22 protein-coding genes and 1 tRNA gene are annotated in these 25,178 nt (G+C 54.5%); 9 read left to right on the forward strand and 14 right to left on the reverse strand.

Annotated elements, in window-relative coordinates:
* Positions 1-33: 33 nt before the first annotated feature.
* Both ACORNT_RS02540 and ACORNT_RS02545 read right to left on the reverse strand, forming a co-directional pair.
* On the reverse strand, positions 34-645 hold the full coding sequence (locus ACORNT_RS02540) for an outer membrane beta-barrel protein (protein WP_321394937.1): 612 nt from the start codon (positions 643-645) through the stop codon (positions 34-36).
* Positions 646-848: 203 nt separating this feature from the next.
* Positions 849-1,598 carry a LytTR family DNA-binding domain-containing protein gene (locus ACORNT_RS02545; RefSeq protein ID WP_321394940.1) on the reverse strand — a complete coding sequence of 250 codons (750 nt, stop codon included), beginning with the start codon at positions 1,596-1,598 and terminating at the stop codon, positions 849-851.
* Between the two features lie 287 nt (positions 1,599-1,885).
* Between ACORNT_RS02545 and ACORNT_RS02550 the strand changes: the two genes are divergently transcribed.
* Positions 1,886-3,070, forward strand: a complete 1,185-nt coding sequence (locus ACORNT_RS02550; protein WP_321394943.1) for an acyltransferase family protein — start codon at positions 1,886-1,888, stop codon at positions 3,068-3,070.
* Positions 3,071-3,137: 67 nt separating this feature from the next.
* Here the strand turns inward: ACORNT_RS02550 and ACORNT_RS02555 are convergent.
* Positions 3,138-3,214 (reverse strand) — tRNA-Arg (locus ACORNT_RS02555).
* 147 nt (positions 3,215-3,361) lie between these two features.
* On the opposite strand from ACORNT_RS02555, the gene ACORNT_RS02560 reads away from it, so the two are divergent.
* From ACORNT_RS02560 to ACORNT_RS02570, 3 genes are read left to right on the forward strand one after another with little or no spacing between them, the layout of a single operon-like run.
* The gene (locus tag ACORNT_RS02560; protein ID WP_321394946.1) at positions 3,362-3,781 is read left to right on the forward strand and encodes a thioesterase family protein; all 420 of its coding nucleotides are present in this window, start codon (positions 3,362-3,364) and stop codon (positions 3,779-3,781) included.
* A 15-nt stretch (positions 3,782-3,796) separates the two neighbouring features.
* A complete protein-coding gene (locus ACORNT_RS02565; RefSeq protein ID WP_321394948.1) occupies positions 3,797-4,585 on the forward strand; it encodes a thermonuclease family protein in 789 nt (262 codons plus the stop codon).
* Positions 4,586-4,611: 26 nt separating this feature from the next.
* Entirely contained in the window at positions 4,612-6,114 is a 1,503-nt protein-coding gene (locus ACORNT_RS02570; protein WP_321394951.1) for a M48 family metalloprotease, read from the forward strand.
* 67 nt (positions 6,115-6,181) lie between these two features.
* On the opposite strand, the gene ACORNT_RS02575 is transcribed toward ACORNT_RS02570, so the two are convergent.
* The 10 genes from ACORNT_RS02575 to ACORNT_RS02620 form a co-directional block, all read right to left on the reverse strand.
* Positions 6,182-9,355, reverse strand: coding sequence for an efflux RND transporter permease subunit (locus ACORNT_RS02575; RefSeq protein ID WP_321394958.1), 3,174 nt, complete (start codon positions 9,353-9,355; stop codon positions 6,182-6,184).
* Complete coding sequence (locus ACORNT_RS02580; RefSeq protein WP_321394961.1) at positions 9,352-10,545, reverse strand: efflux RND transporter periplasmic adaptor subunit; 1,194 nt, start codon at positions 10,543-10,545, stop codon at positions 9,352-9,354. The genes ACORNT_RS02575 and ACORNT_RS02580 overlap by 4 nt, the downstream gene beginning before the upstream one ends.
* Complete coding sequence (locus tag ACORNT_RS02585; RefSeq protein ID WP_321394964.1) at positions 10,545-11,957, reverse strand: efflux transporter outer membrane subunit; 1,413 nt, start codon at positions 11,955-11,957, stop codon at positions 10,545-10,547. The genes ACORNT_RS02580 and ACORNT_RS02585 overlap by 1 nt, the downstream gene beginning before the upstream one ends.
* Positions 11,958-12,181: 224 nt before the next feature.
* Positions 12,182-13,009: a hypothetical protein gene (locus ACORNT_RS02590; protein ID WP_321394967.1), complete on the reverse strand. Its 828-nt coding sequence runs from the start codon at positions 13,007-13,009 to the stop codon at positions 12,182-12,184.
* A gap of 142 nt (positions 13,010-13,151) precedes the next feature.
* The gene (locus ACORNT_RS02595) at positions 13,152-13,655 is read right to left on the reverse strand and encodes a CarD family transcriptional regulator (protein WP_321394969.1); all 504 of its coding nucleotides are present in this window, start codon (positions 13,653-13,655) and stop codon (positions 13,152-13,154) included.
* A 387-nt stretch (positions 13,656-14,042) separates the two neighbouring features.
* Positions 14,043-14,381, reverse strand: a complete 339-nt coding sequence (gene fdxA / locus ACORNT_RS02600; protein WP_321394973.1) for a ferredoxin FdxA — start codon at positions 14,379-14,381, stop codon at positions 14,043-14,045.
* A gap of 135 nt (positions 14,382-14,516) precedes the next feature.
* Positions 14,517-14,984, reverse strand: a complete 468-nt coding sequence (locus ACORNT_RS02605) for a TerB family tellurite resistance protein (RefSeq protein WP_321394976.1) — start codon at positions 14,982-14,984, stop codon at positions 14,517-14,519.
* 115 nt (positions 14,985-15,099) lie between these two features.
* Positions 15,100-15,627: a retropepsin-like aspartic protease family protein gene (locus tag ACORNT_RS02610; RefSeq protein ID WP_321394980.1), complete on the reverse strand. Its 528-nt coding sequence runs from the start codon at positions 15,625-15,627 to the stop codon at positions 15,100-15,102.
* A gap of 94 nt (positions 15,628-15,721) precedes the next feature.
* The gene (locus ACORNT_RS02615) at positions 15,722-16,114 is read right to left on the reverse strand and encodes an RNA-binding S4 domain-containing protein (RefSeq protein ID WP_321394982.1); all 393 of its coding nucleotides are present in this window, start codon (positions 16,112-16,114) and stop codon (positions 15,722-15,724) included.
* Positions 16,111-19,224 (reverse strand): helicase-related protein, encoded by a 3,114-nt coding sequence (locus ACORNT_RS02620; RefSeq protein WP_321394985.1) that lies wholly within the window; start codon positions 19,222-19,224, stop codon positions 16,111-16,113. The genes ACORNT_RS02615 and ACORNT_RS02620 overlap by 4 nt, the downstream gene beginning before the upstream one ends.
* A gap of 35 nt (positions 19,225-19,259) precedes the next feature.
* Here ACORNT_RS02620 and ACORNT_RS02625 point away from each other — a divergent pair, with 35 nt between their 5' ends.
* From ACORNT_RS02625 to ACORNT_RS02640, 4 genes are all read left to right on the forward strand, one after another.
* Positions 19,260-19,943, forward strand: a complete 684-nt coding sequence (locus ACORNT_RS02625) for a hypothetical protein (protein WP_321394988.1) — start codon at positions 19,260-19,262, stop codon at positions 19,941-19,943.
* An 83-nt stretch (positions 19,944-20,026) separates the two neighbouring features.
* Entirely contained in the window at positions 20,027-21,334 is a 1,308-nt protein-coding gene (locus ACORNT_RS02630) for an NTP/NDP exchange transporter (protein ID WP_321394991.1), read from the forward strand.
* A complete protein-coding gene (locus tag ACORNT_RS02635; protein ID WP_321394993.1) occupies positions 21,331-22,263 on the forward strand; it encodes an aldo/keto reductase in 933 nt (310 codons plus the stop codon). The genes ACORNT_RS02630 and ACORNT_RS02635 overlap by 4 nt, the downstream gene beginning before the upstream one ends.
* 65 nt (positions 22,264-22,328) lie before the next feature.
* Positions 22,329-23,252, forward strand: a complete 924-nt coding sequence (locus ACORNT_RS02640) for an IS1595 family transposase (protein ID WP_321394995.1) — start codon at positions 22,329-22,331, stop codon at positions 23,250-23,252.
* A gap of 480 nt (positions 23,253-23,732) precedes the next feature.
* On the opposite strand, the gene ACORNT_RS02645 is transcribed toward ACORNT_RS02640, so the two are convergent.
* Entirely contained in the window at positions 23,733-24,524 is a 792-nt protein-coding gene (locus ACORNT_RS02645) for a hypothetical protein (protein ID WP_321394998.1), read from the reverse strand.
* Positions 24,525-24,644: 120 nt separating this feature from the next.
* Here ACORNT_RS02645 and ACORNT_RS02650 point away from each other — a divergent pair, with 120 nt between their 5' ends.
* On the forward strand, positions 24,645-25,085 hold the full coding sequence (locus ACORNT_RS02650) for an Lrp/AsnC family transcriptional regulator (RefSeq protein WP_321395003.1): 441 nt from the start codon (positions 24,645-24,647) through the stop codon (positions 25,083-25,085).
* Positions 25,086-25,178: the final 93 nt, after the last annotated feature.

Consider the following 25,178-nt stretch of genomic DNA (forward strand, 5'->3'; position numbering starts at 1 on the left):
TCTCTTTTTCAGGCGAACATTGCCGGACGCAGATTAAAAGGTATAACCGGCGGACAGGCTGACTTTGTTGGAAAAGATCACCTCGCTATATTCATCGCTGAGAAAATAACCGCTGGCGTTCAGGCCCAGGGTCCAGCCCGAGCCCGGGAATTTATAATAGGCCCCGGCCGTCAGGCCGAAGGCTGTCTCGTTATCGGAGGTCTTGTAATTGACCGGACCTTCTGCACCGGTGTCCTGGTCCCAGGTGACTTCATAGCTGCCGGAACGGCTGCCGATCATCGGGCCGATGAAATAGGCCAGCCGGCCGCCGTTGTCATGTTCCGAGATGCCGCCCACAACCAGCGAAACCGTATAAAAGGACAGCGTTTCCCGTCTTTCTCCGGTGAAGGTCTCGCCGGAGAAAGTTTCGCTGAGATCTTTGGAAGAGGCCAGCCCGAAGGTGGCATTGGCATTGACCCCCAGGGACAGGCCGCCCCAGACTTTTTTCAGATACAGGGCATCGACCCCAAGCCCGAAATGATTTTTATCCCGGTAGTTTTCGTCCTGGATATAGGCCAGGTTGCCGCCGATAAAGGCGAAGGAGTCAGAGGGGCTCTCCTCAGCCTGTGCATGTGAAAGTGAAGCAGCCGCCAGCAATACTGACATGGTTGTTGCGGATATGAAACGAAGATTTTTATGATTTTTTTTCAAGAGGTTATTCCCCATCATTATGTGATTGAATGTGGGTCCTTTGTACCGGCAGGGGGATATATGACAATATTGTTACAGTAACAGTTTCGTATGTTACGGTTACAGGCTGGCGGGTTCACAAAATCGCCTGATTCCTGTGCCGGGCCGCCTAACCGTCATCAATGATCCAGACGGTCTTTATAACGGCGGCTGGCGCGCAGGATTTCACCATTTTTGAGTTTCACGTTCAAATCACCGCCGGCCAGCGGTGAGGTCTCCATAATAGTGGCGCGGTTGACAATATAAGACCGGTGAATACGAACCACATCGCAGCCATAGTCCCGGAGCAGTTTTTCCAGCTCCGCCAGGGTAATCCGCGCCAGCTGTGTCCCGGACCGCGAGATAATGTCCACATAATTCCCGGCGGCTTTGGCAAAGAGGAACTCGTAAGGATGGAGCAGAATGGTGGTCGCCCCGCTTTTCAGGACAACAGGCGCTTTCTCCCGGCCCGCTTTTCCGGCCATCTTAACCTGCCGCTGCAATTTATGCAGGGTGAAATAAAGCAGGAAGCTCACCAGGTCCTTGCGATATTCATAGAGAGCCTCACTGAAACCGGTCGTGAAGAAAACGTAAGAGCCATCAAACAGGATTGGCCAGGCCACCTTCCGTATCATCACCATGATCATCACATGCAGCACGGAAAAGACCAGGCTCGCCCCGATATAGGGGACAAGGGCCCTTTGCCATGTACCGCGTGTCAGCGGCATTTTGTCAAAAAACACAAAAACCGGGGCCAGCAGCAGGATAATGGCCAAGGCGCTTGAGAATTCAGTCACGAGGGGATCGGCGAGGGGAAGGTCGCGGCCATAGCCCCGCGCATCAGACATCTTCGTCATGACATTAACAACGGCAATAACAACTGTCGCCATCACAAGTAGATGTATCAGTCTATCCCGCAGCAGGGTCTGCACCACCGCGGCCCAACATGTCCGGATTGTTACCATGAGTCTCAGCATACGCCAATGAGGATGTGGTGAAAAGCAACAAAACACCAACGACTTACCGCTCACCCCAAGGAACTTACCGCTTATCCCTCCCCCTGAAACCGGCACAACCGCTTGTCCCGGACTGGCTCCATTGAAACCGGGATCCGTGCAGGCGCCTGTTCCTTCTGCCACAGTGCCGATCAATAACCGCAACTGCACTGGAGCCTGACATGGACAAGACCTCAACCCGGCGTTATGACCTGGACTGGATCAGGGTAATCGCCTTTGGTATCCTGATTTTTTATCATATCGGCATGTTCTTCAACAGCGAGGGCTGGCATGTCAAAAGCGTGCATATGAATGACACCGTCGATCATTTTATGTGGCTGTCGAGCCCGTTCCGGATGTCGCTGCTGTTTCTGATTTCGGGAGTGGCGCTTCGCTATGCAACCGACAAGACTACTTCCGTCCGCCGTTTTGCCGGCCGCCGGTTTGGCCGCCTCTTCATCCCGCTGGTCTTCGGCATGCTGGTGATTGTGACGCCGCAAGCCTATTTCGAGCTGCTGGCAAAAGGTGAACTCACCCCCGGCTATCTGGATTTTTACGGGCGCTATCTGTCCGGTGAGGAGAGTTTTTCCATCACCGTGCCGACCTGGAACCACCTCTGGTATGTGGTCTATCTTCTGGTCTATACCCTGCTGCTTCTGCCGCTGCTGCCGGTTGTGCGGAAACTGGCGGATATGCTGGACCGGCCCTGGTTCGGCAGAATGATGGGCGGCGGACGCCTGCTTGTCCTGCCCGCGGCAATCTTCATCACCTGTCGCTTTACCACCGATATGGATTTCCCGGAAAATCATGCCCTGTGGGGCGACTGGGGAGCACACGCCCGCTATGGCAGCTATTTCCTGATCGGATTCCTGCTGGCCAAGAACGTGATTTTCTGGGACGTGCTCGCCCGGACCTGGCGGATCGCGGCGGCAGGCACACTTGTCCTGGCCGTCAGCCTGTCGCTGCTATGGGCCAACTGGGACAACTGGTTCGACGGCATCACCTGGATCGAGAATATCGTCCGCGCCCTGCGGCCGCTCTATGCCTGGGTGATCATCATGGCCATCCTCGGCGCCGGACAGGCGTATCTCAACCGGCCGGGCAAATGGCTGAGCTACTGCACCGAAGCGGTGTTCCCCTGGTATATCCTGCACCAGACCCTGATCGTGGTCACCGGCGCCCTGATCGATCCGATGGGACTGGGCATATGGACGGAGTTTTTCCTGATTATGGTGGTGACGATCGGGGGCTGCCTCGTGATCCATGAGTATCTCATCCGGCGAACACCTCTCCTGCGCCCGTTGTTCGGGGTGCCGATGATGGCCAGGGAACGGGTGATGCCCGCCCAGCCCCAGATCGCGGAATAGAATTTTTGTCGATAGAGTGAATAAAAAGCCGGGTCCAGAGATTAAAATTTGGCCCGGCTTTTTGGAATGGTGATCCCGGCGCGATTCGAACGCGCGACCCCCAGATTAGGAATCTGGTGCTCTATCCTGCTGAGCTACGGGACCCTCCTCAAAAGTGAATAAAGTGATGCCCAAAAGCTCACCTCAAGTCAACCATATTGTGGCTGATACCTCTGTATACTTTATTTCCCCGTTCCCCCGGTCTATCCTGTCTTCCCGGCAAACAATCACAATAACTAATCGAGTACTCCCATGATCGAAACCTACCGCGGCATAGTCTATCCCAACCAGCTCGACCATATGGGCCATATGAATGTGCAATGGTATATCGCCAAATTTGACGAGGCCACCTGGCATTTTGTCTCCGCCCTCGGCATTACCCAGGACTATGTGCGCGACAGCGGCATGGGCATGGCCGCCCTGCAGCAGAATGTCACCTACAAGGCGGAGGTGATGGTCGGCAGCCTGCTGGTGATCAAATCCAAACTGCTGGAAATTAATAACAAAACCATCAAATTCCAACATATCATGTATGACGCGGAAAGCGGCAAGGAAGCCGCCCGCTGCGAACTGACCGGCGCCCATCTAGACCGAACCAAACGCAAGGCCTGCCCGTTCCCGGAAGAGATTGCCGCCAAGGCCCGGGCGATGCTGGCGTCTGAAAAAGATTAACTGAAACCGGTCTCCATGATGAGAATAATCACCTCCTTTATCCTGCTGCTGATCCTGCCCTGTCTGGTGCGGGCGGAGGAGCTGTCTGCGCCGGAGGGCCCGTTCCTGGTCACGGAAGTGGTGGACGGCGATACGCTCAGGCTGGAAGACGGGCGACAGGTGCGGCTTGTTGGCCTGCAGGCGCCGAAGCTGCCGCTGGGGCGCACGGGGTTCAAAGAATGGCCCTTTGCCAAAGAGTCAAAACAGGCGCTGGAAGAACTGACCCTGAACAAGCAAGTCACGCTCTGTTATGGCGGTCTGAAAACGGACCGCTATAACCGGGCGCTGGCCCACCTGTTCCTCTCTGACGGGACATGGATACAGGGGGAGATGCTGGCCCGCGGCATGGCCCGGGTCTACAGCTTCCGCGACAACCGGGCGCTGGTGCGGGACATGCAGACGATCGAGCGGGACGCCCGACGGGACCGGCAGGGATTGTGGGCCCTCAGTTATTACGCCATCAAGCATCATCTTGAGGCCGGGCGCTTCAGCAACAGTTTCCAGATTGTCGAAGGCACCATAATGGATATCGCCACCGTGCGCGGCCGGTCCTTTGTCAACTTCGGTGAGGACTGGAAGACCGACTTCACCATTGTACTGGAAGGCAGGTCCCGGAGGCTGATGGAAGACTCCGACATCAATCTGACAGAATTGAAGGGTAAAAAAATTCATGTGCGGGGCTGGTTAAAATATTATAATGGCCCCATGATGCAAGTAACCCATCCGGAACAGATCCAGATCATCGGGATTGCGCCGGCTGAGTGATAACACAAGCGGGGAGACAACCACCTATGACCGGTACAAATACGTCCATAAAACCCTTCACCCGAGTGCTGATCGGCGGATTGATGCTGCTTGGCCTGGCCGGATGCACCACCCTGAATCCTGCCACCGGAAAATCGGAATTCACTCCCTTCATGAGTCCGGCCAAGGAGGCCTCCCTCGGCGCCGAAGCCCATCCGTCGGTACTCAAGGAACATGGCGGGGTCTATGACGATCCCAACATCGGCGGTTATGTGGCCACCATCGGCGGCAGGCTGGCGGCAGTTTCGGAAATGCCCGATACACAGTTTACCTTTACCGTGCTCGACAGCCCCATTGTCAACGCCTTCGCCCTGCCCGGCGGTTATATTTATGTCACCCGCGGCATCCTTGCTCTGTTCAACTCAGAAGCGGAAATGGCCAGCGTGCTGGGTCATGAAATCGGCCATGTCACCGCCCGCCATACGGCCAAACGCTATAACCAGCAAGTCTTTGCCGGCATCCTCGGCGCCGGAGTCGGGGTTCTGGCCGGCAGCCAGGAAGTGGCCGACATGGTCTCCTACGGCTCACAGCTTTACCTGCTGAGCTACAGCCGGGACCAGGAATATCAGTCCGACAGCCTGGGTGTACGCTATACCAGCCGGGCCGGCATCGATCCTTACGGGGCCACCCGGATGCTGGACAGCCTCAAGGCGGAACATGACCTTGCCGACCTGATCGCCAACCGGACCGGACAGGAGCGCACGCCGGAGTTTTTCTCCACTCATCCCAATACGGAAGACCGGGCCCAACGCGCACTGGAACTTGCCCGGACCACCGGTATCCCGCAAGGCAGCCGCGATCCGGGTCATGATCGTTATCTCGGTGTTATCGACGGCATGATCTACGGTGACAATCCCGATCAGGGCCTGATCCGGGGCCGCACTTTCTGGCACCCAAAACTTCTGTTCACCTTTGACGTGCCTGAAAATTATAAACTGAACAACAGTTCCGAAGCGGTCGTCGCCCAGGGCAGCGGGGCGGCAGAAGGTTCCGCCGTCATCTTTGCCGGCGGCAGCGCCAGCGGCAAAAGCCTTGAGCAGTATATGAACGAAGCCTGGAAAAAAATCAGCGCCAACGGTGCCCTGGAAAATTATCAGGAAATGACCATCAACGGCATGGCGGGCCTGACCGCGACCACCACCGGCAGCCTCAACAACCAGCCTGTACTGGTGCGGCTTGTGGCGATCCGCTATTCCGCCGACCAGGCCTATCACTTCCTGATGATCGTGCCCCAGAACAATGTAAATGCGCTGGAACCGCCCCTCAAACAGATGGCGTACAGCTTCCGCAGGCTCAATCAAAACGAAGCCGGAAAATACCGGGCCAAACGGATCAAGGTTGTCACCGTACAGAAAGGGGATACTGCCCAGAGCCTGTCCCGCAATATGGCCTTTGAGGATTATCAGCTCGACCGTTTCCTGACCCTTAACGGGCTCGACCGCAACAGTACTCTCAGCATCGGCCAGCGCCTGAAACTGATTGTGGAATAGACATTAAAAAAGCCGGGAGAAAACCTCCCGGCTCGAGTCTGTGTGGTAACATTATTATCTGGTTCTCTTATTCCCCGACGATGATAGACGGTTCTTTCTGACCAAGAAGGAAAGTGAGTTTTTCCCGGACCTTGCACACGATCAGATAGAGGATCGGCACCAGGAACAGCGTGGCGATGGAGGACAGGGCCACGCCGAAGGCCAGGGACACCACTGTCGGCACCAGGAACAGGGCCTGAACGCTGGTTTCCATCATCATCGGCACAAGCCCGATGAAGGTGGTCAGTGAGGTCAGGAAGATGGGCCGGAAACGTTCCTCGGCCGCAATCTCGATAGCCCGTAGCGCGCTTTGACCCTGGTCACGCAGCTTGTGGATATAATCCAGCAGCACCAGGTTGTCATTGATCACCACGCCGGCCGCCGCCACGATCCCGAGAATGGAATAGATGCTGAGGTCCATGCCCAGAACCAGATGGCCGATAATGGCCCCCATGTAACCGAAGGGGATCGCGGTAAAGATCAGGAACGGCTGGATATAGGACTTGAAGGCCACCGCCATCAGGAAATAGATGGCCAGCAGGGCAATGCCGAACCCGGCCATAAGGGACTGCATGAATTCCTGCTCTTCCTTCTGGTCACCTTCAAGGCTGAACTCCACATCGGGGAACTTGGTTTTCCATTGCGGGAAATAGGTCTTTTCGATGTCTTCCAGAATTTCATCGGCATTGGCCACATCCGGGTCCACATTGGCCATCACCTCGAGTGTGCGCATACGGTCGGTCCGTTCAATGGCGGTATAGGCCTGGCGGTAGCTGATATCGGCAGCTGACTCAAAGGGCACTTCCTCGCCACTGGCCGTGCGCATGCGCATGTCATTCATGGTGTCAAAAGACTTACGGTCTTCCTGTGGCAGGCGAACCATCACCTTGACGTCGTCCTGACCGCGGGGAATACGCTGCACTTCCTGCCCGTAAAAGGCCTGCCGCACCTGGCGGGCAATATCGGACAGGGACAGCCCCAGGTTTTCCGCACTGGGCTGAAGGGACAGTACAGCTTCCATGCGGGCTGTATCACCTGAATCGGTAATGTTATAAAGCCCGTTATAGGTGTTGTAGGCCTCCTTCAGCGCCAGAGCCGCCTGCTCGATCTGTTCCGGGTTCCGGGACTTGATCAGAAGCTCCAGCCGGGGGCCGCTGCTGCCGCCACCGGAGAAGGCGAAATTGATATTTTTGGCGTCCGGAATGACCGGCGTCAGTTCACGCCAGCGGTCAGTGATCTGGATCACATCCACATCCCGTTCCTCGGCCGGGACCAGGATCAGGAAGGCCCGGGCGGATCCGCTGCGATTGCTGGTCCAGGTCAATACATCCTTGATGATCTTCTGATCCGGATATTCCTTCGCCAGTTGCGCCTTCATCTCAAGGGCGGCATCCTCCAGGATCAGGGTTGCCTGATCAATGGTGTCATAGGGCGAACCTGCCGGGAAGTCGATCCGGGCCTGAATGAAATCCATCGGCACATCGGGCATGAATGTGTTTTTCACCCAGCCCGCGGCATTGATGGAAAAGATCACCATGCCTGCGGCCAAAATCACGCAAAGTGACAACCCCCAGCGATGCAGCACCTTGTCAAGGAAAGGACGATACCATTTGTAAATGACCACATCCAGGAATGCACTTGCCCTGTCCTGTATTTTTGCAAACAGGATTGATGACTTTTCCCGAATATCCCGCAGATAGGGCAGGCCGAACAGTTTTGACAGGAAACCATGTCCTTTTTCGCCGCCATGACGCAGGTGGGTCGGCAGGATGAACAGGGATTCAAAAATAGAAAAGCAAAGGCACAGGATCACCACGACCGGGATCACATAGGTCACTTTTCCGGAATTGCCCGGCAGAAAGGCCAGGGGCAGGAAAGCAATCATTGTGGTCAGTGCCGAGAAAATTACCGGCTTGGCCACTTTCTCCGCCCCGACCACAGCGCCTTCGCCGCCGATCACCCCGTGCTGGTTTTCCCGGTGAATACTCTCGCCGATGATAATGGCGTCATCCACCACGATCCCGAGGATCAGGATAAAGGCAAACAGGGAAATCATGGTCAAGCTGACGCCGGTAGACGGCAGCAGCATCATGCAGCCAAGGAAAGATATGGCGATCCCTGCCGTCACCCACATGGCGAGGGTGGGAGTCAGAAATATCATCAGACAGACAAACACCAGAATCAGACCGGAAATGCCGTTGTCCAGAAGCATGCTGAGACGGCTTTTGAACATGTCGGAAGTATCAAACCAGTTGGAAATCTCCACACCTGTCGGCAGGCCGGGACGAATATCCTCGTCAATAAGAGTGTTGATCTTCTCGCTCAGCTCCACCACGTCCGGCGTACCCTCGGTTTTAACAAAAAGAAGGACGCCGGGCTTGCCGTTGTAATTGATACGGAACTGCTCGTCGGTAAATCCGTCTACCACCCGGGCAACATCCTTGAGCAGCACACGGGTGCCGTCCTCGTTACGAAGTACGACAATATTGTCGAAGTCTTCCTGAACGTAAGCCTGGCCGCGGGTCATGATCTGGATCTGGCCCGCTTCGTTGTCCACCTTGCCGGCCGGCATATTGACCGATGACCGGGAAATGGCAGTGGAGACATCATCAAAGGTCAGGCCGTATTTCTGAAGATCATGTTCCGAGACTTCAATGGAAATTTCATACTCCCGAACCGCATCAAGTTCCGTTTTGGCGGCGCCGGGGATCTGGGCGATCTTGTCACGCACATCCCGGCCGAGTTCTTTCAGGGCCTTCTCGCCCACATCGCCAAAAAGCACGATATTAATGACGTCACTCTGGGCGTATACCCGTTCGACAATGGGCCGCTCGGACAGGGTTGGCAGAGTATTGATGGCATCGACCCGGGCCTTGACCTCATTCAGAAGCTTGTCCGGGTCGTACCCATCCTCAACTTCGATGCTGATCATACCGGTGCCTTCTGTAGCCCGGCTATAGAGCTTCTTGATGCCCTGCAGGTCGAAGACAGCTTCCTCGATACGGACAATCACCCGTTCCTCAACTTCACGGGGACCGGCGCCGAGATAGCTTACATAAACCCGGATTTCATTCAGGGCAAAGGTGGGAAAGGCAATTTTACCCACATTGCTATAGCCGATGATACCGCCAATCAGGATCACAATCATGATCAGGTTGGTGGCAACAGGATTGTTCACGAACCATTTGATCATGCTTTTCATGATTTATCTCCTGACGCATCTACCGCGGACAGCAGCGACCCCTTGTCAGCAGGGACCGCCTCGACCAGGGTGCCGTCCACCGCAATACCGAGCTGGGAGATACAAACCTTGTCTCCCTCTTCGATTCCGCTGGCCACAATCACATAGTCCCGGTTGCTTTCCAGCACATCTACCTTGCGGGTCTGCAGACGATTGTCCTTGTCCACGATCAGAATACTGTCGCCCTGACGCAGGGCCTGGCGCGGCAAGCGCACGACATTGTCATAAGACCGCCCTTCAATATTGGCGACGACAAACTGGCCGATGGTTATCTTCAGACCGCCTTCGACGGCATAAAGCTCGTCACCTTTCAGTTCCGCAACCACATAAAGGATCCGGCTCTTGCTATCTATGACCCCTTCAGACCGGGAAATCCGCGCCTTCCAGGTATAACTCCTGTTGGCAAAGGTGCCGGTCAGGGTCGCTGTCAGATTGGCATTGCCGTTCTGCAGCCTGACCAGGTCAAACTTGCCAAGGTCACGACTGGTCAGCGGCAGACGCACTTCAAGGATATCGGTGGAATAGAATATCCCCATACGTGAACCCGGGCTGATATACTGCCCCAGGTCGACGAGTTTTTCCGTCAGCAGGCCGTTGAACGGTGCCTTGATTTCGGTCCGCTCCAGATCCAGTCGTGCCTTATAGAGGTCAGCTTCAGCAGCTTTCAGCTTGGCTTCCGCATCTGCCATCTGGGGCTTGCGCAAAACAAGGTCAGTGGGGTCACCCTGCCCCAGCATGTCCCATTCCTCTTTGGCAAGGGCAGCTTCCTGCTGTTCGCGGATCAGGTTCTGGCGACTTTCCGCCACCCGGGCTTCAGCCGATGTGACCGCTGCTTCATAGTCGCGTGGATCAATGCGCAGGATGGTTTCACCCTTTTCAAAGTTACCACCTGCGACAAATTTATCGGAAACATAGACGATGTTTCCGGCCACCTGGGGCACCAGGTCAATCATCTGCCGCGGCAGGACTGTTCCCTGTGTCTCAACCTTCAACTGTGTTGCATCCGCATGGGCGGTGACCACACGCACCTTGCGGGCTTCGATCACATGTTCCTTTTTTTCGGGTTCCGGCTTGGCCGCAACAATGCCGTAGCTGAGAACAGCCCCGCCGGCAAGCACTGCTATCGGCAACAATATACGCATGATTTTCATCACAAATCCCCTTCACTTTTATATGCAATTAGCTGGTTGCTGTTTGTTGCCTGATGATCTTCCATAGTGGTAAAATCTCCGCCAAGTGCGAGGTGGAGTCTTATCCTGTTGTTTATTCTCAATCTTTTGACCAGCAGAAGCTGGCTCTGCTGGGCCAGGGCCTGCCGTTGTGAATCCAGCAGGGTGGTCACATTGATCAGACCTCTGGCATACTGGTCGAGCGCCACTTCTTCCGCAGATACCGCGGCGGCGGCAGCTTTTCCGGTGTGCAGCACCTGTTCCCTGAGGGACCGGTCCGTGGACAGACTGTCCTCGACTTCCCTGAAGGCCTGCAGGAGGGTATTGGCAAACTGCTCCTTCTGGGCCTCAAAGCGGGCTTCCTGGGCCTTGGCAGTATTGCGCAGCCTGCCGCCCTGGAATATCGGCTGGGTCACGCTGCCGACCAGATTCCAGAATATATTGTCAAATTTCAGAAGTTCGCTGAAATTCTCGGAAGTGTTGCTGGCGGTACCGGTCAGGGAGAAAGACGGCAACAGGGCTTTGTTCGCCTGCTGCGAGCGGTAGCCAACGGCATAGAGACGTTCCTTGGCAGCCTGCAGGTCGGGACGACGCTCCAGAAGCTCCGCCGGCAAGCCGGCAGGCACATCGGAAAGTTCGTCAGGAATTGACCCGGCAGCCTTGATGGCGGCGGACGGATACTGGCCGGCAAGAACCTCCAGTCCCCGGTGGGCCGCATCAAGCTGATCCCGGCGATCGCTGAGCGTGGCGCGGGCGGCTTCAAGGTTACTTAAGGCGAGACGAAGATCCAAACCGTCACTGAGGCCCCGGTTGAACCGGTTGCGGATAATCCGTTCGGACCGCCCATAGCTTTCCACCGTCCGCTTGGCCAGGGCATATTGCTGTTCGGCTTCAAGGGCCCCGAACCAGCTCTGGGCGACCTGGGCAGCCAGCGACAGGCGGGCGCCTTCAAGGTCATATCTGGCCACGGCATAGTCGGATGCGGCAGCCTTCTGCTGTGCGGTAAGGCGGCCCCAGACATCTATTTCCCAGCTTGCATCAAGTCCCAGCGACAGGCTGTTACCTGTCACAGAAGGGTTACTCATATGTTCGCGTTTTCCACCAAACCCTGCAGACAGGGACGGCAACAGGTCGGCGCCGGCGACACCTCGTTCATAACGGGCGGCTTCCATCTGCAGGGCAGTGCTTCTATAATCCGGATTGTTTGCCAGAACCTGCTCAACAAACTGCGACAGTTCAGGCATGTTCAGCTCATCGAGCCATCCATCCCGCACCATACCGTCTGTTTCTGAGGAGGCCTGCCAGGCATTGGCAGTCTCTGGTCCCGGAAGATCCCGGTCGGCGACCGGTATACTAGTGCAGGCTGTCAACGCAGTCGCTGAGACAGCACACACCAACAAGGAAATCCTGTTCATCCACACAATTCCTAGAACCCGCCCAAAATTTTTGTTTTCTGCTTTCCGGTGCAGGTCCATATTCAGTTAAAAATAACTGATATCTTCCAAAACCCACAGTAGCAAAAAAAAGACTTCATGGCGATAGCCGCAGACGCATCTGGTCTCAAATTTATGTGATTTTATCGCATTAATCGCCGCACTGCAGCATGAGGACAGGGAAATCAGACAGATATCTGATCCAGAACCGCCCCTTCCGCCGAGAAACATACAGCCGACAGGGGGCCGCCGCGACCGCAGCCGCTGTCGACAGTGGCCGTGTGCGGTCTGTCCAGGGTCAGGCCGCCATTGGCATGATCATAGCCACGGATCACTTTGGCGAAACCGGAAAACGGCTGGTCGATCTCGTCAAAGCGCCCGTTATCCCACCAGAACTGGTCTTTCTGCATATCCAGGGGACGGGACGGATCCACCGAGGCATGCACAAACAGCAGTGTTCCGTCGCGGCTGAATGCCGCCCGGCGCAGATGTTTCAGAAGATCGCCGTGGCCGGCGCGATTGTAGATCTCCCGGCGCAGGCCGTTGGTCCAGCGGGTAATGGAAAGCGTGCCCTCGCGGGAAATGGCGCGGGCGACATGAGCCTTTGTGCCATAGGCCTGAATCACTGACCCAAGTCCGTGATCAAGAAGCCAGTCCATCACTTCGCCCGGATTGGGGGCAAACTGCAACTGCAGAAGCTTGGAGAACATTTCTTCCTTGGCGCCCCTGAGGTAGATAAAATCCTCGGGCATATAGACGGACGGCATGGACATGATTTCGCGCCGGCTGCGCAGAAGTTCGTCAATTGTCTCTAGGTTGCCCTCGTCCTTGCCGAAATAATTGCCGAGGTAGACAAGTTTGTCCTTTTTATACAGCCGGTCGAGCAGAACAGCATGCAGTTCCCTGAGCCGGTCAACCTGTCCGTGGATTGCGCCGATTGCCCACACACGTTCCACATTATCCAGACATCCGTATCTTTCCGGATCCATCGCAGACAGGTCTGTTCCGCTCATCAAATCTCAGGTCCCTCTTTAACTTACACCGGTCGCAAACTATAGTGCCACAGCCGGAAAACCTATTCTAGAATATCACAATATATAAAAAAAGAGCCTGAATTTAGACAGGCTCTTTTTCTTTTTCATTTTCAGTCCCGGATCAGGCAACCTGCAGATATGTCTCCAGTTTCTCCAGGGCTTCCTTTTCAGCGATTTCCTCAACTGCCGCCACTTCGCGGGCCAGGCGGCTGATGGCTGATTCATAAATCTGCCGCTCGCTGTAGGACTGCTCGGTCTGGTCGCCGGACCTGTGCAGGTCACGCACAACTTCCGCCAGGGAAATAAGATTGCCGGAATTGATCTTGGCTTCATATTCCTGGGCACGACGGCTCCACATGGTCCTTTTGACCTTGGCTTTACCCTTAAGGGTGACAAAGGCCTTGTCCATAACATTCCTGTTGGACAAAGACCGCATACCGGCAGAATCAGCCTTGTTTGTCGGCACGCGGAGCGTCATTTTTTCGCTTTCAAAGCGAATGACATAAAGCTCCAGCCTGGTTCCGGAAATTTCCTGCTCTTCAATATCAATGATAACGCCTACACCATGTTTGGGGTAAACAATGTTGTCATTGACTGCAAAATCCAATGTATTCGACTTAACCATTTAGAAAAATAATCTCCAACTGAACTTAACGGGCGGGAGCATCATCCCGACCCCATATCGTTAAAAAAGCGCCGAAAACCAATATACTCCCGTTTATATTATGGTTAACCACAACTTAATAAACTCAGAATCGCCAAAAAACACCGCCTCAGGCCATTACGTAGACGCAAGCCAAGGTTAGCGATTAACTGAATAAAGGATTTGAAACCAACCGGTTAAGGGCAGATCTGTCAAAATCCTTGTGCAATGCATATAATATAACATAATTTTAACAAAAAAACACCCCTTAAGACACATATAGCCTTGAAAGGGGTGTACATTCTTAATTCTTTCGGGTCTGAAACAAAGACGGAACCGTGCTGTGCACAAAATCCCGTTCGGGCTGTATCAGGTGCCGGCGCCCGGCTTTTCGCTGAAGAATTTATCGAACTTGTCCTGCTCGCCTTTGGCCGCGTCAGCGCCCTCCATTGGCTCAAGGCGTTCGGTAATATTGGGCCATTCGGCAGAATATTTCTCACCCAGTTCAACCCATTTCTCCAGGCCGTCTTCCGTATCCGCCAGAATGGCTTCTGCCGGGCATTCAGGTTCACAAACGCCGCAGTCAATACATTCGTCGGGATTAATCACCAGCATGTTTTCGCCTTCGTAGAAACAGTCTACGGGACAGACTTCAACACAGTCTGTGTATTTGCAGTTGATGCATGCCTCTGTGACAACATACGTCATGAAGATCTCCTTACATATATCGCCGCACGGTCTGGTCTTCCCGGCAGGCGATCAATATACCCTGACACAGGCATATAACATTTTTCGCTTTATTCACAAGCCCAAAAAGACCGAAATCCGTTCCGGGCCAGAATATTATGGCGTCTTGCGCGCCTGGCGGCGCTCCCGTACCTGACGCCTGATCCGGCCGCTTGCCTTGTCCGGCACATAGAGCAATCCGGAAATCCGTCGCATCAGGTTGCTTTCATAGGCACTTTCCTCACCATCGGCATAGACCACCTCCCACAAAAGCTCGAGGATATTTTCCCGGCCTTTTTCATCGAAATGATCCTTGATGCGACGGGTAAAGGAGAGGATCTGATGGCTGTCATCAACCTGTTTCTCGGCCTCTTTCAGCATGTCGGAAGCTTCAGCCTTTTCGAGCCCCAGACGCTTTTCAAGCAGGGCCAGAATATGTGTGCGCTCCGAGCCCGAGAACTCGCCGTCCTGCAGGGCCACTTCGACCATCAGGGCGGCGGCGGCCAGTTTCTCTTCCTGCCGGTCCGAGGTCCCTTCCCCGGCACCGCCTGACAGTATGTTCCCCAGTTTGGCAAATAGTGACACCTGATATTCCCTGTTTACTGTTTATCCGTTTCGCTTGCCCCAAAGATATAACCGGCTGCACCCCTCCCGGCCAGAGCTTTCCGGTCAATCAACATTTATTCAGGATATAAGTCGATTAGTAATGCAGCACAAGGTCCCCGTCCTCAATCCGGAAGCTGTTCAGACGATTAAGGAAGTTCATGCCCAGAAGGGAAAAGGGCAATGCGCCGGGCGAAGAGATCGTGGCCGGCATATCATACATTTCAATATTGCCGACCCGGATGGATGACAGGTTGACCCTGGCAACAGGGGCCGTACCGTTGGCCGTCGACACCTCACCGTCAAAAACAAGATCGGCAGGATCAAGGCCGATTTCTTCCGCATCTTCGAAACTGAGAGAGATATGGCTGGCGCCGGTATCAACTACAAAGCTGACCAATGTCCCGTCGATCCGGGCTTCGGTCCAGTAGTGACCGTTGGCGCCCCGGGGGATCCGCACCTCGTCACTGACCGGGTTGGCGATCACCTTGTGTTCGGCAGGACGTACTTCCCGTTGCGGCTGACGCGGGGCAGGAGTTTTACGCGACAACATCGTCCCGTCGGCCAGAAAAGCGACAAAAACGGTCAGAAACAGAAACCCGAAAAAAATTTTACCCGCATTCATAGCCCGGCATCCTGATTATGGAAACGCCATAAGCCTATCCAATGCCGGTTAAGGGACATTTAAGGAAAGATCGGATTCTAACTGTTCCAGGTCATCAGTTATCGCGCAGCCGGTCCAGGGCCCGTCGTTCCGCCTTGGTCGGACGGCCGCTGCCCGGTTCCCGCACCGCCACCCGGGGGCTGCGTTCCTTTGTGATCCGGGGCGGGGAAAGGTCTTCATACAGTTCCTGCGCCACGGCTGCCGAACCGCGGCGTTCTGCAAAGGCCAATATCCGGGCAACACGGATATGATCACCCTGGGAAAAAGTCAGCACATCTTCGAGGCTGACGGTGATACTGGCCTTGCGGATCACCTGACCATTAAGACGGACCTTGCCGGCCCGGCACATTTTTGTCGCCAGCGAGCGGGTCTTGAAAAAACGGGCATGCCAGAGCCACAGGTCAATACGCTGTGTGGCGCTTCTCTGTGTCTCCGGCGTTTCCGTCATTTTTTCCTGGCGAGGCTTTTCTTGAGATCCGCCAGAGCCGCAAAGGGGGAATCCGGATCAATGGCGGCTGCTTTTCTCCGCGGTACAGAGGCACTCATCACCTTGGGCCCCTTCGGTCCGCCGGACCGGCCGGGTTTGCCGCCGCCATGTTTACGGCCGTCGCCCTTGGCGCCCTTCGGACCCGGGCCGTTGCGATCATGGCGACGCTCCCGATGCCTTTCCTGGTGCCGCGGACCACCCTTGGCCACTTCGGGCCGGTGAATGAAATAGATATATTTTTCGGGTTCTGCGTCTTCTGCTTTTTCCTCTTCTGCAGGAGCCTTTTCCCCGGTCTCGACTTCTTCCGGCTCTGCCGCGGGAGCAACAACCCCTTCGGCCGCCTCTTCTGCAGCCTCAATCACGACCACTTCAGTCTCAGCCACTTCAGTTTCTGTCACCGGCTGCTCTGCTTCCGGCTGAACCTCCATGACCGGAGCCGGTTCTTTCAGCTCCCGGTCCCTGGTCAGTTCCTCCTCGGCCGAAACCGGTTCTTCAGAGCTTTCAGCGGGCACCTCTGCGGTTTTGTCTTTCCTGGCGGCTTCAGCTTTCGCCGCCAGTTCGGCAAATTCCTTCGCCTGGCGCTTGCGTTCGATCTCGGCTGCTTCCTCCGGGCTGAACTCCTTGGTCACATAACCGAGATATTTCATGATCTCCTCGAAATCCTCGCCACTGACCCCGACAAGGCTCATCAGGTCAGGGTTCGACGGGAACGGCCCTTTCATGGAAACTTCCCGGGCCGCATTGGCCAGACGTTCCAGCATATCAAGACGCACGCCGTTTTTCCCGGTCACCCGGTAACCGGAAACCTCATAGAAAGTCCGGGGGGCAGACTGGTCAATTTTTATGGTGCAAAGACCGGCCGGCGGCATGACCGGCAGACTGTCCATATCGTTGAACAGGGCCCAGAGAAACAAACGCAACTGAGCCGGCGCCGGCTTAAGAACCGCCGGAATATAAAGACTTGCGGCACCCAGCCAGACACCCAGCTTTTTGATCTGGAACCGGCCGTCCCGGTCAACCTGTTTGAAATCCCGGGCGATCAGGCGGCGCGGGATGGTGCCGAGCTTTTCAACCATCTGGAAGGCAATACCGCGGGCCAGTCCGTCGATCAGGGGCTTGCCCTCGTCATCGGTGGCGCCGTCAACGGCTTCCTTCAGCACAAACAACGGGGCGAGCACTTCCTCCACATGGTTTTGCAGCCAGCGGTCAACCGCCTTCTGCACCAGGGCAAGACTGTCACCCTGCAGGACCGGCGTCGGGATGACGGACGCTTTCGGCGACAGGACATCGCCCCCTTTGACCACACGGGCAATGGGCACACCGCGCCAGTTGATGGTGCTCTGGGTCAGGGGATTGCCAAAGATCAGCGAGAGCTCGCCTTCGCCGGCTTCATCCAGTTCCCGGGCCCGGTTGGCAATTTCCTCGGCCAGCACCTTGTCCGCCGCATGACGCAGGGTTTTACTGTCTTCCCCGTAAGCCCCCGGATCCTCCCGGAACTGGAACCCTTCAAGGGTGCCAATAAAATGGCTCTCCACAAACACACTGCCGTCCGTATCAATATTGGCCATCAATCTTCCTTTTTGGCGTAACTCTCTCATCAGAACCGACGTGCGCCGGTCTACAAATCTCTGTGTCAGGCGTTCATGTAGCGCATCTGACAGCCTGTCTTCAATATCTCTTGTAACTTCCTGCCAGTGTTTCGCACGGTCAAGCCATGCCGACCGGTGTGAAATATAGGTCCATGTGCGTATATGTGCAATACGCGCGGACAGGGCATCTATGCCGCCATCAGTGCGGTTCAGATGCTCCACCTGGCGCGCCATCCAGTCGTGGGCAATGACCCCGTAATCCGAGGAAATCTGCCGAAAAATCTGTCCGGCCAGCCTGATATGCTCGTCATCAGAGGTCTTGCGAAAATCAGGAATCTGACAGATTTCCCACAGCAATTTCAGGGACGCAGGCCCTGCTGCAAGGGCCCGGATATCGTCCTGACCGGCAAGACGGCGCAGGGTGGCAAGATCTGTACTTTCCAGCGCCCGGGTCAGGCCTTTTCGTCCCGGAGCGGCCTCCAGCGAGCGAATCAGTGCGCCGGGACCGGCGAAATCCAGCAGGCTGTTGCGCCACTGCAGAACAATATCCGGCGCAAAGTCATGATTTTCGATGGCATGCACCATATCATCGGACAGGCCGCGTTCGTAATCAGCCCCCTCGGTCAGCACTCCGAAGGTCCCGTTGTTCATATGACGTCCGGCCCGGCCGGCAATCTGGCCAAGCTCCGCCGGGGTCAGGTCGCGCATGCGGCGGCCGTCGAATTTACTGGTGGCCGCAAAGCAGACATGGTCGATATCCATATTCAGGCCCATGCCGATGGCATCGGTGGCGACCAGATAATCCACATCGCCGTTCTGATAGAGCTCCACCTGGGCATTTCGGGTACGTGGGCTCAGCGCCCCCATGACCACGGCGGCGCCGCCCTTCTGCCGGCGGATCATTTCCGCATAACCGTAAACATTCTCCGCACTGAAGGCGACCAGGGCCGACCGTCGCGGCAGCCGGGACAGCTTCTTCGGCATCACATAAGACAGGGTGGAAAACCGCCGGCGGGTGATAAACTCCACATCGGGGATCAGCTGACGGATCAGGCTGGCCATGGTGGCGGATCCGAGAAACATGGTCTCCTCCCGGCCCCGGGCACGCAAAAGACGATCGGTGAATATATGCCCCCGGTCCATATCGGCCGCCAGCTGGATTTCATCCACCGCCAGGAAGGACACCTCGATCTCCAGCGGCATGCTTTCCACCGTACAGACATACCAGCGGGGATTTTTCGGGATGATTTTTTCCTCACCGGTGATCAGGGCGACGGCATTCCTGCCGGCCGGATTCTGCGGCGACTTGACAATACGGTCATAGATTTCCCGCGCCAACAGACGCAGCGGCAGGCCGATCATGCCGGTACTGTGGCCCAGCATACGCTCGACAGCCAGATGGGTCTTCCCCGTATTGGTCGGGCCAAGCACCGCCTTCACATGACTGCGGCTTTCGACGGCCCGATTGGACAGATTTTTCATGACCGGGGCTTTTAACATTTAATTCTGCAAGGGTCTTGCAGAAAATACTTCTGCCGATCCAACGCGTATACTACTTGTCTGAAGCATCTCTTGAAAAGCAACAAACAGCTGGTATCCTGTATATCACTGGATTTACAATTGGGGGACTGACCATGGATTTCAAGAAGAATATTGAAATCATCAATAATAACTTCACAATGTTGCGACTGATTGTTCCGGTCTGGATCCTAGCAATTATAGCTTTTTTTATTTATCCGCCCCTGACCACCATAATCCTTGGCGGAGCCTTCCTATACTTCCGACGCCGCTTCAACGTGAACAATACAAATTTTATTTTTGAGAAATCACCACAGCAGGCCCAAGAGATATTTCGGCTCAAAACCCAGATGGAAACACAAAAAGAAATTTTCACTCTTTTCAGGTGGCAAGTTCTGCTCAGCCTTTCCCATACCGTACTGATTGTTATTATTTTTATTTTCGCCTACTTGATGCAGAAGAATTTCTGGTCTCATATTTTCGCAGAAAATACAGAAAACAGAGGCTTTGACCCAACTTTCACCAGCAATCTCATGCACATTGCTCAAACACTAACTTATGCGCTCGTTTATTATACCTTCCTCTGCGGAATCCTGAGCATCATCTGGTTTTTCTATTTTTCCTTCCGACAATATTTGAACCGACGCAAATTCAAGGCCCTCACAACCGAGAAGGCTTTTTAACCCTCTTCAAGCGGAAGTGCTGGCCAGAAATACAGCATTTATGTCATACTCCCGGCAAAATCAGGGAAACAGACAAGAAGCACATGGGGATAAATATTACGGGGACTCAGCAACATAAAAACCTCTTCTCGGCTCTGAACATCCGGCGCGAAGAACTGCCGGCGGTAGCGCTGGCCTTCGGCTATTTCTTCTGCCTGTTGTGCAGCTATTATATCCTGCGCCCCATGCGCGATGAAATGGCCATTGCCAGCGGCGTCGAAAACATGCAGTGGCTGTTCACCGGCACCTTCTTTGCCATGCTGGCGGTCACGCCATTGTTCGGTTTCCTTGCCTCGCGTTTTTTGCGCCGTCAGATCATTCCCGTCACCTACGGCTTTTTCCTGATTACCATCCTGATTTTCTATGCTCTGTTCCAGATGGAGCTGAAAACACCCTGGGTGGCCCGGGCGTTTTTCTGGTGGGTGTCGGTGTTCAACTTTTTTGTGGTCAGTGTGTTCTGGGCCTATATGTCCGACATCTTTTCCGCCGAGCAGGGCAAGCGGCTGTTCGGCATCATTGCCGCCGGCGGCAGTGTGGGCGCCATCACCGGTCCCCTTCTGACCCAGTCGCTGGTCACCGGACTGGGTGCCGCCAATCTTCTGCTGGTTTCGGCCACCTTCCTGACGCTGGCGCTGGTCTGCATGCTGGCGCTGCTCAGGCATGAACGGGACGTACAGGAGTTCCAAACTTCAAAAGCGGACCAAAAACTCGGCGGCAGCTGGATTGAGGGCTTTCTCGCCATCTTTCGGTCCCGCTATGTGGCCAGTATTGCCGTCTGGATAATGCTGTCGACCCTGGCCGCCACTTTTCTGTATTTTCAGCAGGCGACAATCATTCGCGATGCCTTTGCCACATCCGAGGAACGCATCCAGATGTTCGCCCGCATCGACCTTGCCGTGAACGGCCTGACCTTGCTGACCCAGATATTTATTGTCGGCCGGCTGATGGGATGGTTCGGCATAAGCCTGACCCTTGCCCTGTTCCCGCTGGTCACACTGGCCGGGTTCACTGCATTGGCCATCGCGCCGGTGCTGCTGGTGGTGGTCAGCTTTCAGGCCATCCAGCGAGCGGTTAATTTTTCCATTGCCCAGCCCTCCTACCGGGTGCTCTACACCACCGTCAGTGACGAGGAAAAATACAAGGCCCAGCCCTTTATCGATACGGTCGGTGTCCGCGGCGGTGACGCCGCCAGCGGCTGGATCTATGCCACCCTTGCCCAGACCCTGGGCTGGGGCCTGCAACCGCTGGCCATATTCATTCTGCCGCTGGCCGGTCTCTGGGCCCTGCTCAGTTACTGGCTGGGACTGGCGCATCAGCAAAAAATACAAAATCAAGAGGAGACTTCAGCATGACTTCCCTGACCAGAAAAGAGTTTCTCAAACTCACCGGCGCTGCCGGGCTGACCCTGGCCGGCGGCCTGACCACACCAGCAGTTGCCGGAACATTTATCACGAAAATGCTTAAAAAACCGATCCCGGTCAGTGGAGAGCTTCTGCCGGTTGTCGGCTTTGGCACCTCCCAGGTCTTTAATGTGGGCCGAAGCGAGGAAGAGCGTGCCCCGTTGCTGGAGACCCTGAAAGTTCTGTATGAGGCCGGCGGGTCCATGATTGATACCGCGCCCATGTACGGGCCGGCCGAAGCTGTCGTCGGTGATCTGGTCGCCCGGCTCAATACCCGCAATAAAAGCTTTATCGCCACCAAGGTCCTGCAAAACGGCAAGCAGGAGGGCATTGATCAGATGGAAGCCTCCTTCCGCAAATTGAAAACCAGCCAGGTTGACCTGATGCAGGTGCATAACCTGGTCGACTGGGAAATCCAGCTTGAGACCCTGCGGGAAATGAAAGAAAAGAAGAAGATCCGCTATATCGGCATCACCCATTATACCGACAGCGGCACCGAAGAGCTGATCAAAATCATGAAAAAGGAACAGCTTGATTTTGTCCAGTGCCAGTATGCCATGAATGCCCGACTGGTGGAGGAGGAGCTTCTGCCGCTGGCGATGGAAAGAAAGATCGCCGTCATTGTCAATCGCCCCTTCGGGCGCGGCGCCCTGTTCCGGCAGGTGAAGGGCAAAAGCCTTCCGGACTGGGCCGGCGAAATGGACATTACCAGCTGGGCCCAGTACTTCCTCAAATATCTTCTGGGTCATCCGGCAGTGAATTGTGTCATTCCCGGCACCGGCCGCCCGGACTATGCCCGCGACAATGTGATGGCCGGCATGAGCCCGCTGCCGGATGAAAAACAGAGGAAAAGGATGCTGGAGTATCTGCAGACCCTTTAAAATGGCGATTATATACTTGACAAAGCATACCGGGATTCATATATTTGAATCAAGGAGTTAATGCTATGTGCGATATAACCGACCCGATTTTCACTAATGCCGACAAAGCCCGCGAACATTTAGAGTCTATTCGCTGGCCTGACGGCGCTGTTTGCCCCCATTGTAAAGCTGCCGATAACCGGAAGCTTGTTGGTAAATCACACCGACCGGGGCTTTATCAGTGTAATCATTGCCGCCAGCAATTCTCCGTTACTGTAGGCACCGTGTTTGAGCGTTCAAAGGTTCCGCTTAACAAATGGCTTCTGGCTGTTCACCTCATGGCCGCTTCCAAGAAGGGTATGAGCGCACATCAGTTGCACCGTATGCTCGGCGTTACCTATAAAACCGCTTGGTTTATGGCTCACCGTATCCGTGAGGCCATGACCGAAGGCATGTTCACTCCTATGGGCGGTGACGGCGACATCGTAGAAGTCGATGAAACCTTTATCGGCCACGACAAAACCAAAAAACCCAAAGGCGTCAAGAAAGGCCGTGGCTACCAGCACAAGTATAAAGTCCTGACACTGGTAGAACGTCAGGGCCGCGCTCGTTCCTTCCATGTAGACGAAGTGAACGCCAAAACAATCGTTCCGATCCTGCGCCAAGAGATTGACCGCAAATCCCACATCATGACTGACGAAGCTGGCCAGTACAAACACCTCAAAGGTGATTTTGGCAATCATGACTTCGTGCGCCACGGTCAGGGCGAATATGGTCGTGGTCCGATCCATACCAACACCATTGAAGGTTATTTCAGCATCTTCAAGCGTGGCATGAAAGGCGTTTACCAACATTGCGCCAAACATCACCTGCACCGTTATCTGGCAGAGTTTGATTTCCGCTACAATGGTCGTGACATTACCGATGTTGAACGTCGTGACGAAGCTCTGCGTTCAATCTCAGGTAAGCGCCTTACATATCGGCGGATTAACGAAACCGCTTACGCATAGACAACTCTTGAGGTACCTACAACAAAGAGAGCGCGGGAGACGCAAAGACTCCTGACTCGACTCCTAGTATACCTTATGACAAACTTATCACGGCGGCCGTCGTCCTTTTTCTAACTCCGACGCATCCAGTCACCTTTGTGAACTTGGGGTGCATGATGCATCTCGGAGCGGTGAGCTGAAACTCATCATATAAGGAGAAGGACAATGACCTGTAAAAAGGTTGTTCGTAAGGTCCGTAAGGGCAAAAAGCCCGGGCCTAAAACCGTCCCTGTGCGAAAGCACAAACGGTCCAAACCCGGGGGAAAATGCTAGTTTACTAGTTAACCCTTATTAACTTGGCGACGGTCGTCACTCTTTTTGTTTTTACTATCTTCTGGTTTATGAGGCTTCGGCGGAGTTTCCAGCATCCGCTTTAATACCTCATCTCGTTTTTTATCGTCTTCGGAATTTATCATGTCACCTAATAAACCATTATATGCATCACAAGAAAAGATCAAAAGAGCTAGTTCCAAGCTTGACAATATTAAATCGATGATCTTCGACTACCTGCAAACCAACCCCTATAACGTCGTTATTAAGAGAGAAGGTGCATTTACCTATATAATTGCACGCCTCGAAAAAGATATCCCTATCGATATCGGGCATGAAATTACCGAAACCGTCGTTCATCTTAGGTCCGCCCTTGATAAAATGACAATTTCCCTCGTTAAAAGCAACGGGCGCGGCGCGTCTGGCATAGGGTTCCCCTTTGGTGGCCTCAATAACGATAACGGGAAGCCTGAGCCATTCCCAAGTGGGAGGATGACCAGGAAAGGCGGCATTAAAGAGAAACTTACCGCCGACCAATGGAGCCTCATCGAAGCCCAACGACCATACCCCGGAGGAAACGATATCCTTTGGTCCGTGAACCAAATCGCCAACCAAGACAAGCATGGGGAAAACCTCGTTACTCCCAGCCCCAATTTGGCAAACAGTTTTTCGTTTGGAAGTGCTTCTCCCGGATGGAGTATTGGAGGGACTACCATTATTGGCCCCTCCAATTGTGACCATCTCCTGAGCGATAAGGAACGGGAAAAAGTTCTTCTTGCCTTTGACGGTACAGGCTTCAACGAGCGCATAGATCACACAATAGCCACCAATATAGTTTTCAATGACCTTGCCCCAGTCTCTGGAAAAGACGTCATTGCCACGATTGATGCGCAAATTAGAGAGGTGAATAGCATTGTTGATCTTTTCAGAAGAACATTTTTCTAGTTCCTGAACAGCCTTCATAGAGTCGTTGCTTTCTTATGTATATAATCGCCTTTAAAATGCGGTTTCAGTGCATATTTCTATAAACAATCGTCAATTCTATGATACATCTGTTCATATATTATGCACAAAGAGGGAATCATGAAACTCCAGGACAATGAAAAGAAGCTCCTGTCCCTGCTGAAAATCAACAGCAGGCTGAGCGCAGCAGAGCTGGGCCGGAAACTCGGACTGGCCCGCTCCACCATCCATATGATGCTGCAGAAGCTGGAAGAAAAAGTCATCGACTGCTATACTATCACCCTGAAACCTGAAGCACAGGGCGGCACCATCCGCAGCTATGTAATGGTCACCCGGGATCCCAAGAAAACCCAGGAAGTCGAGAAGGCTCTGGAACAGATTCCGGAGGTCGCCTGCCTCAGCACCGTTGCCGGAAACTATGATTTTATCGCCCTCGTTCATACGGACAGCCATCCCCACCTGGACGAGATCCTGACCAGGATCGCCATGATGCCGGGAATCATAAAAACCGAGACGCATATCGTCCTGTCGGCCAAATTTGACCGACGGGCCGAACTGTAAAAAAAGTTTCCGATTCTGTTGAATTACGTCAAATTTGTCTATATATTCTCGAAATTGTTTGTTATCAGTTGACAATTGTCCATTTTTATTAAA

This window comes from Emcibacter sp. (assembly GCF_963675455.1).
Taxonomy (GTDB): domain Bacteria; phylum Pseudomonadota; class Alphaproteobacteria; order Sphingomonadales; family Emcibacteraceae; genus Emcibacter.

Bases quoted from the DNA above. Each gene is read 5' to 3' on its own strand.
- ACORNT_RS02540 (WP_321394937.1), bottom strand. From the start codon at position 645: ATGTCAGTATTGCTGGCGGCTGCTTCACTTTCACATGCACAGGCTGAG.
- ACORNT_RS02545 (WP_321394940.1), bottom strand. From the start codon at position 1,598: ATGGCGACAGTTGTTATTGCCGTTGTTAATGTCATGACGAAGATGTCT.
- ACORNT_RS02550 (WP_321394943.1), top strand. From the start codon at position 1,886: ATGGACAAGACCTCAACCCGGCGTTATGACCTGGACTGGATCAGGGTA.
- ACORNT_RS02560 (WP_321394946.1), top strand. From the start codon at position 3,362: ATGATCGAAACCTACCGCGGCATAGTCTATCCCAACCAGCTCGACCAT.
- ACORNT_RS02565 (WP_321394948.1), top strand. From the start codon at position 3,797: ATGATGAGAATAATCACCTCCTTTATCCTGCTGCTGATCCTGCCCTGT.
- ACORNT_RS02570 (WP_321394951.1), top strand. From the start codon at position 4,612: ATGACCGGTACAAATACGTCCATAAAACCCTTCACCCGAGTGCTGATC.
- ACORNT_RS02575 (WP_321394958.1), bottom strand. From the start codon at position 9,355: ATGAAAAGCATGATCAAATGGTTCGTGAACAATCCTGTTGCCACCAAC.
- ACORNT_RS02580 (WP_321394961.1), bottom strand. From the start codon at position 10,545: ATGAAAATCATGCGTATATTGTTGCCGATAGCAGTGCTTGCCGGCGGG.
- ACORNT_RS02590 (WP_321394967.1), bottom strand. From the start codon at position 13,009: ATGAGCGGAACAGACCTGTCTGCGATGGATCCGGAAAGATACGGATGT.
- ACORNT_RS02595 (WP_321394969.1), bottom strand. From the start codon at position 13,655: ATGGTTAAGTCGAATACATTGGATTTTGCAGTCAATGACAACATTGTT.
- fdxA (WP_321394973.1), bottom strand. From the start codon at position 14,381: ATGACGTATGTTGTCACAGAGGCATGCATCAACTGCAAATACACAGAC.
- ACORNT_RS02610 (WP_321394980.1), bottom strand. From the start codon at position 15,627: ATGAATGCGGGTAAAATTTTTTTCGGGTTTCTGTTTCTGACCGTTTTT.
- ACORNT_RS02615 (WP_321394982.1), bottom strand. From the start codon at position 16,114: ATGACGGAAACGCCGGAGACACAGAGAAGCGCCACACAGCGTATTGAC.
- ACORNT_RS02620 (WP_321394985.1), bottom strand. From the start codon at position 19,224: ATGAAAAATCTGTCCAATCGGGCCGTCGAAAGCCGCAGTCATGTGAAG.
- ACORNT_RS02630 (WP_321394991.1), top strand. From the start codon at position 20,027: ATGGGGATAAATATTACGGGGACTCAGCAACATAAAAACCTCTTCTCG.
- ACORNT_RS02635 (WP_321394993.1), top strand. From the start codon at position 21,331: ATGACTTCCCTGACCAGAAAAGAGTTTCTCAAACTCACCGGCGCTGCC.
- ACORNT_RS02640 (WP_321394995.1), top strand. From the start codon at position 22,329: ATGTGCGATATAACCGACCCGATTTTCACTAATGCCGACAAAGCCCGC.
- ACORNT_RS02645 (WP_321394998.1), bottom strand. From the start codon at position 24,524: ATGAAGGCTGTTCAGGAACTAGAAAAATGTTCTTCTGAAAAGATCAAC.
- ACORNT_RS02650 (WP_321395003.1), top strand. From the start codon at position 24,645: ATGAAACTCCAGGACAATGAAAAGAAGCTCCTGTCCCTGCTGAAAATC.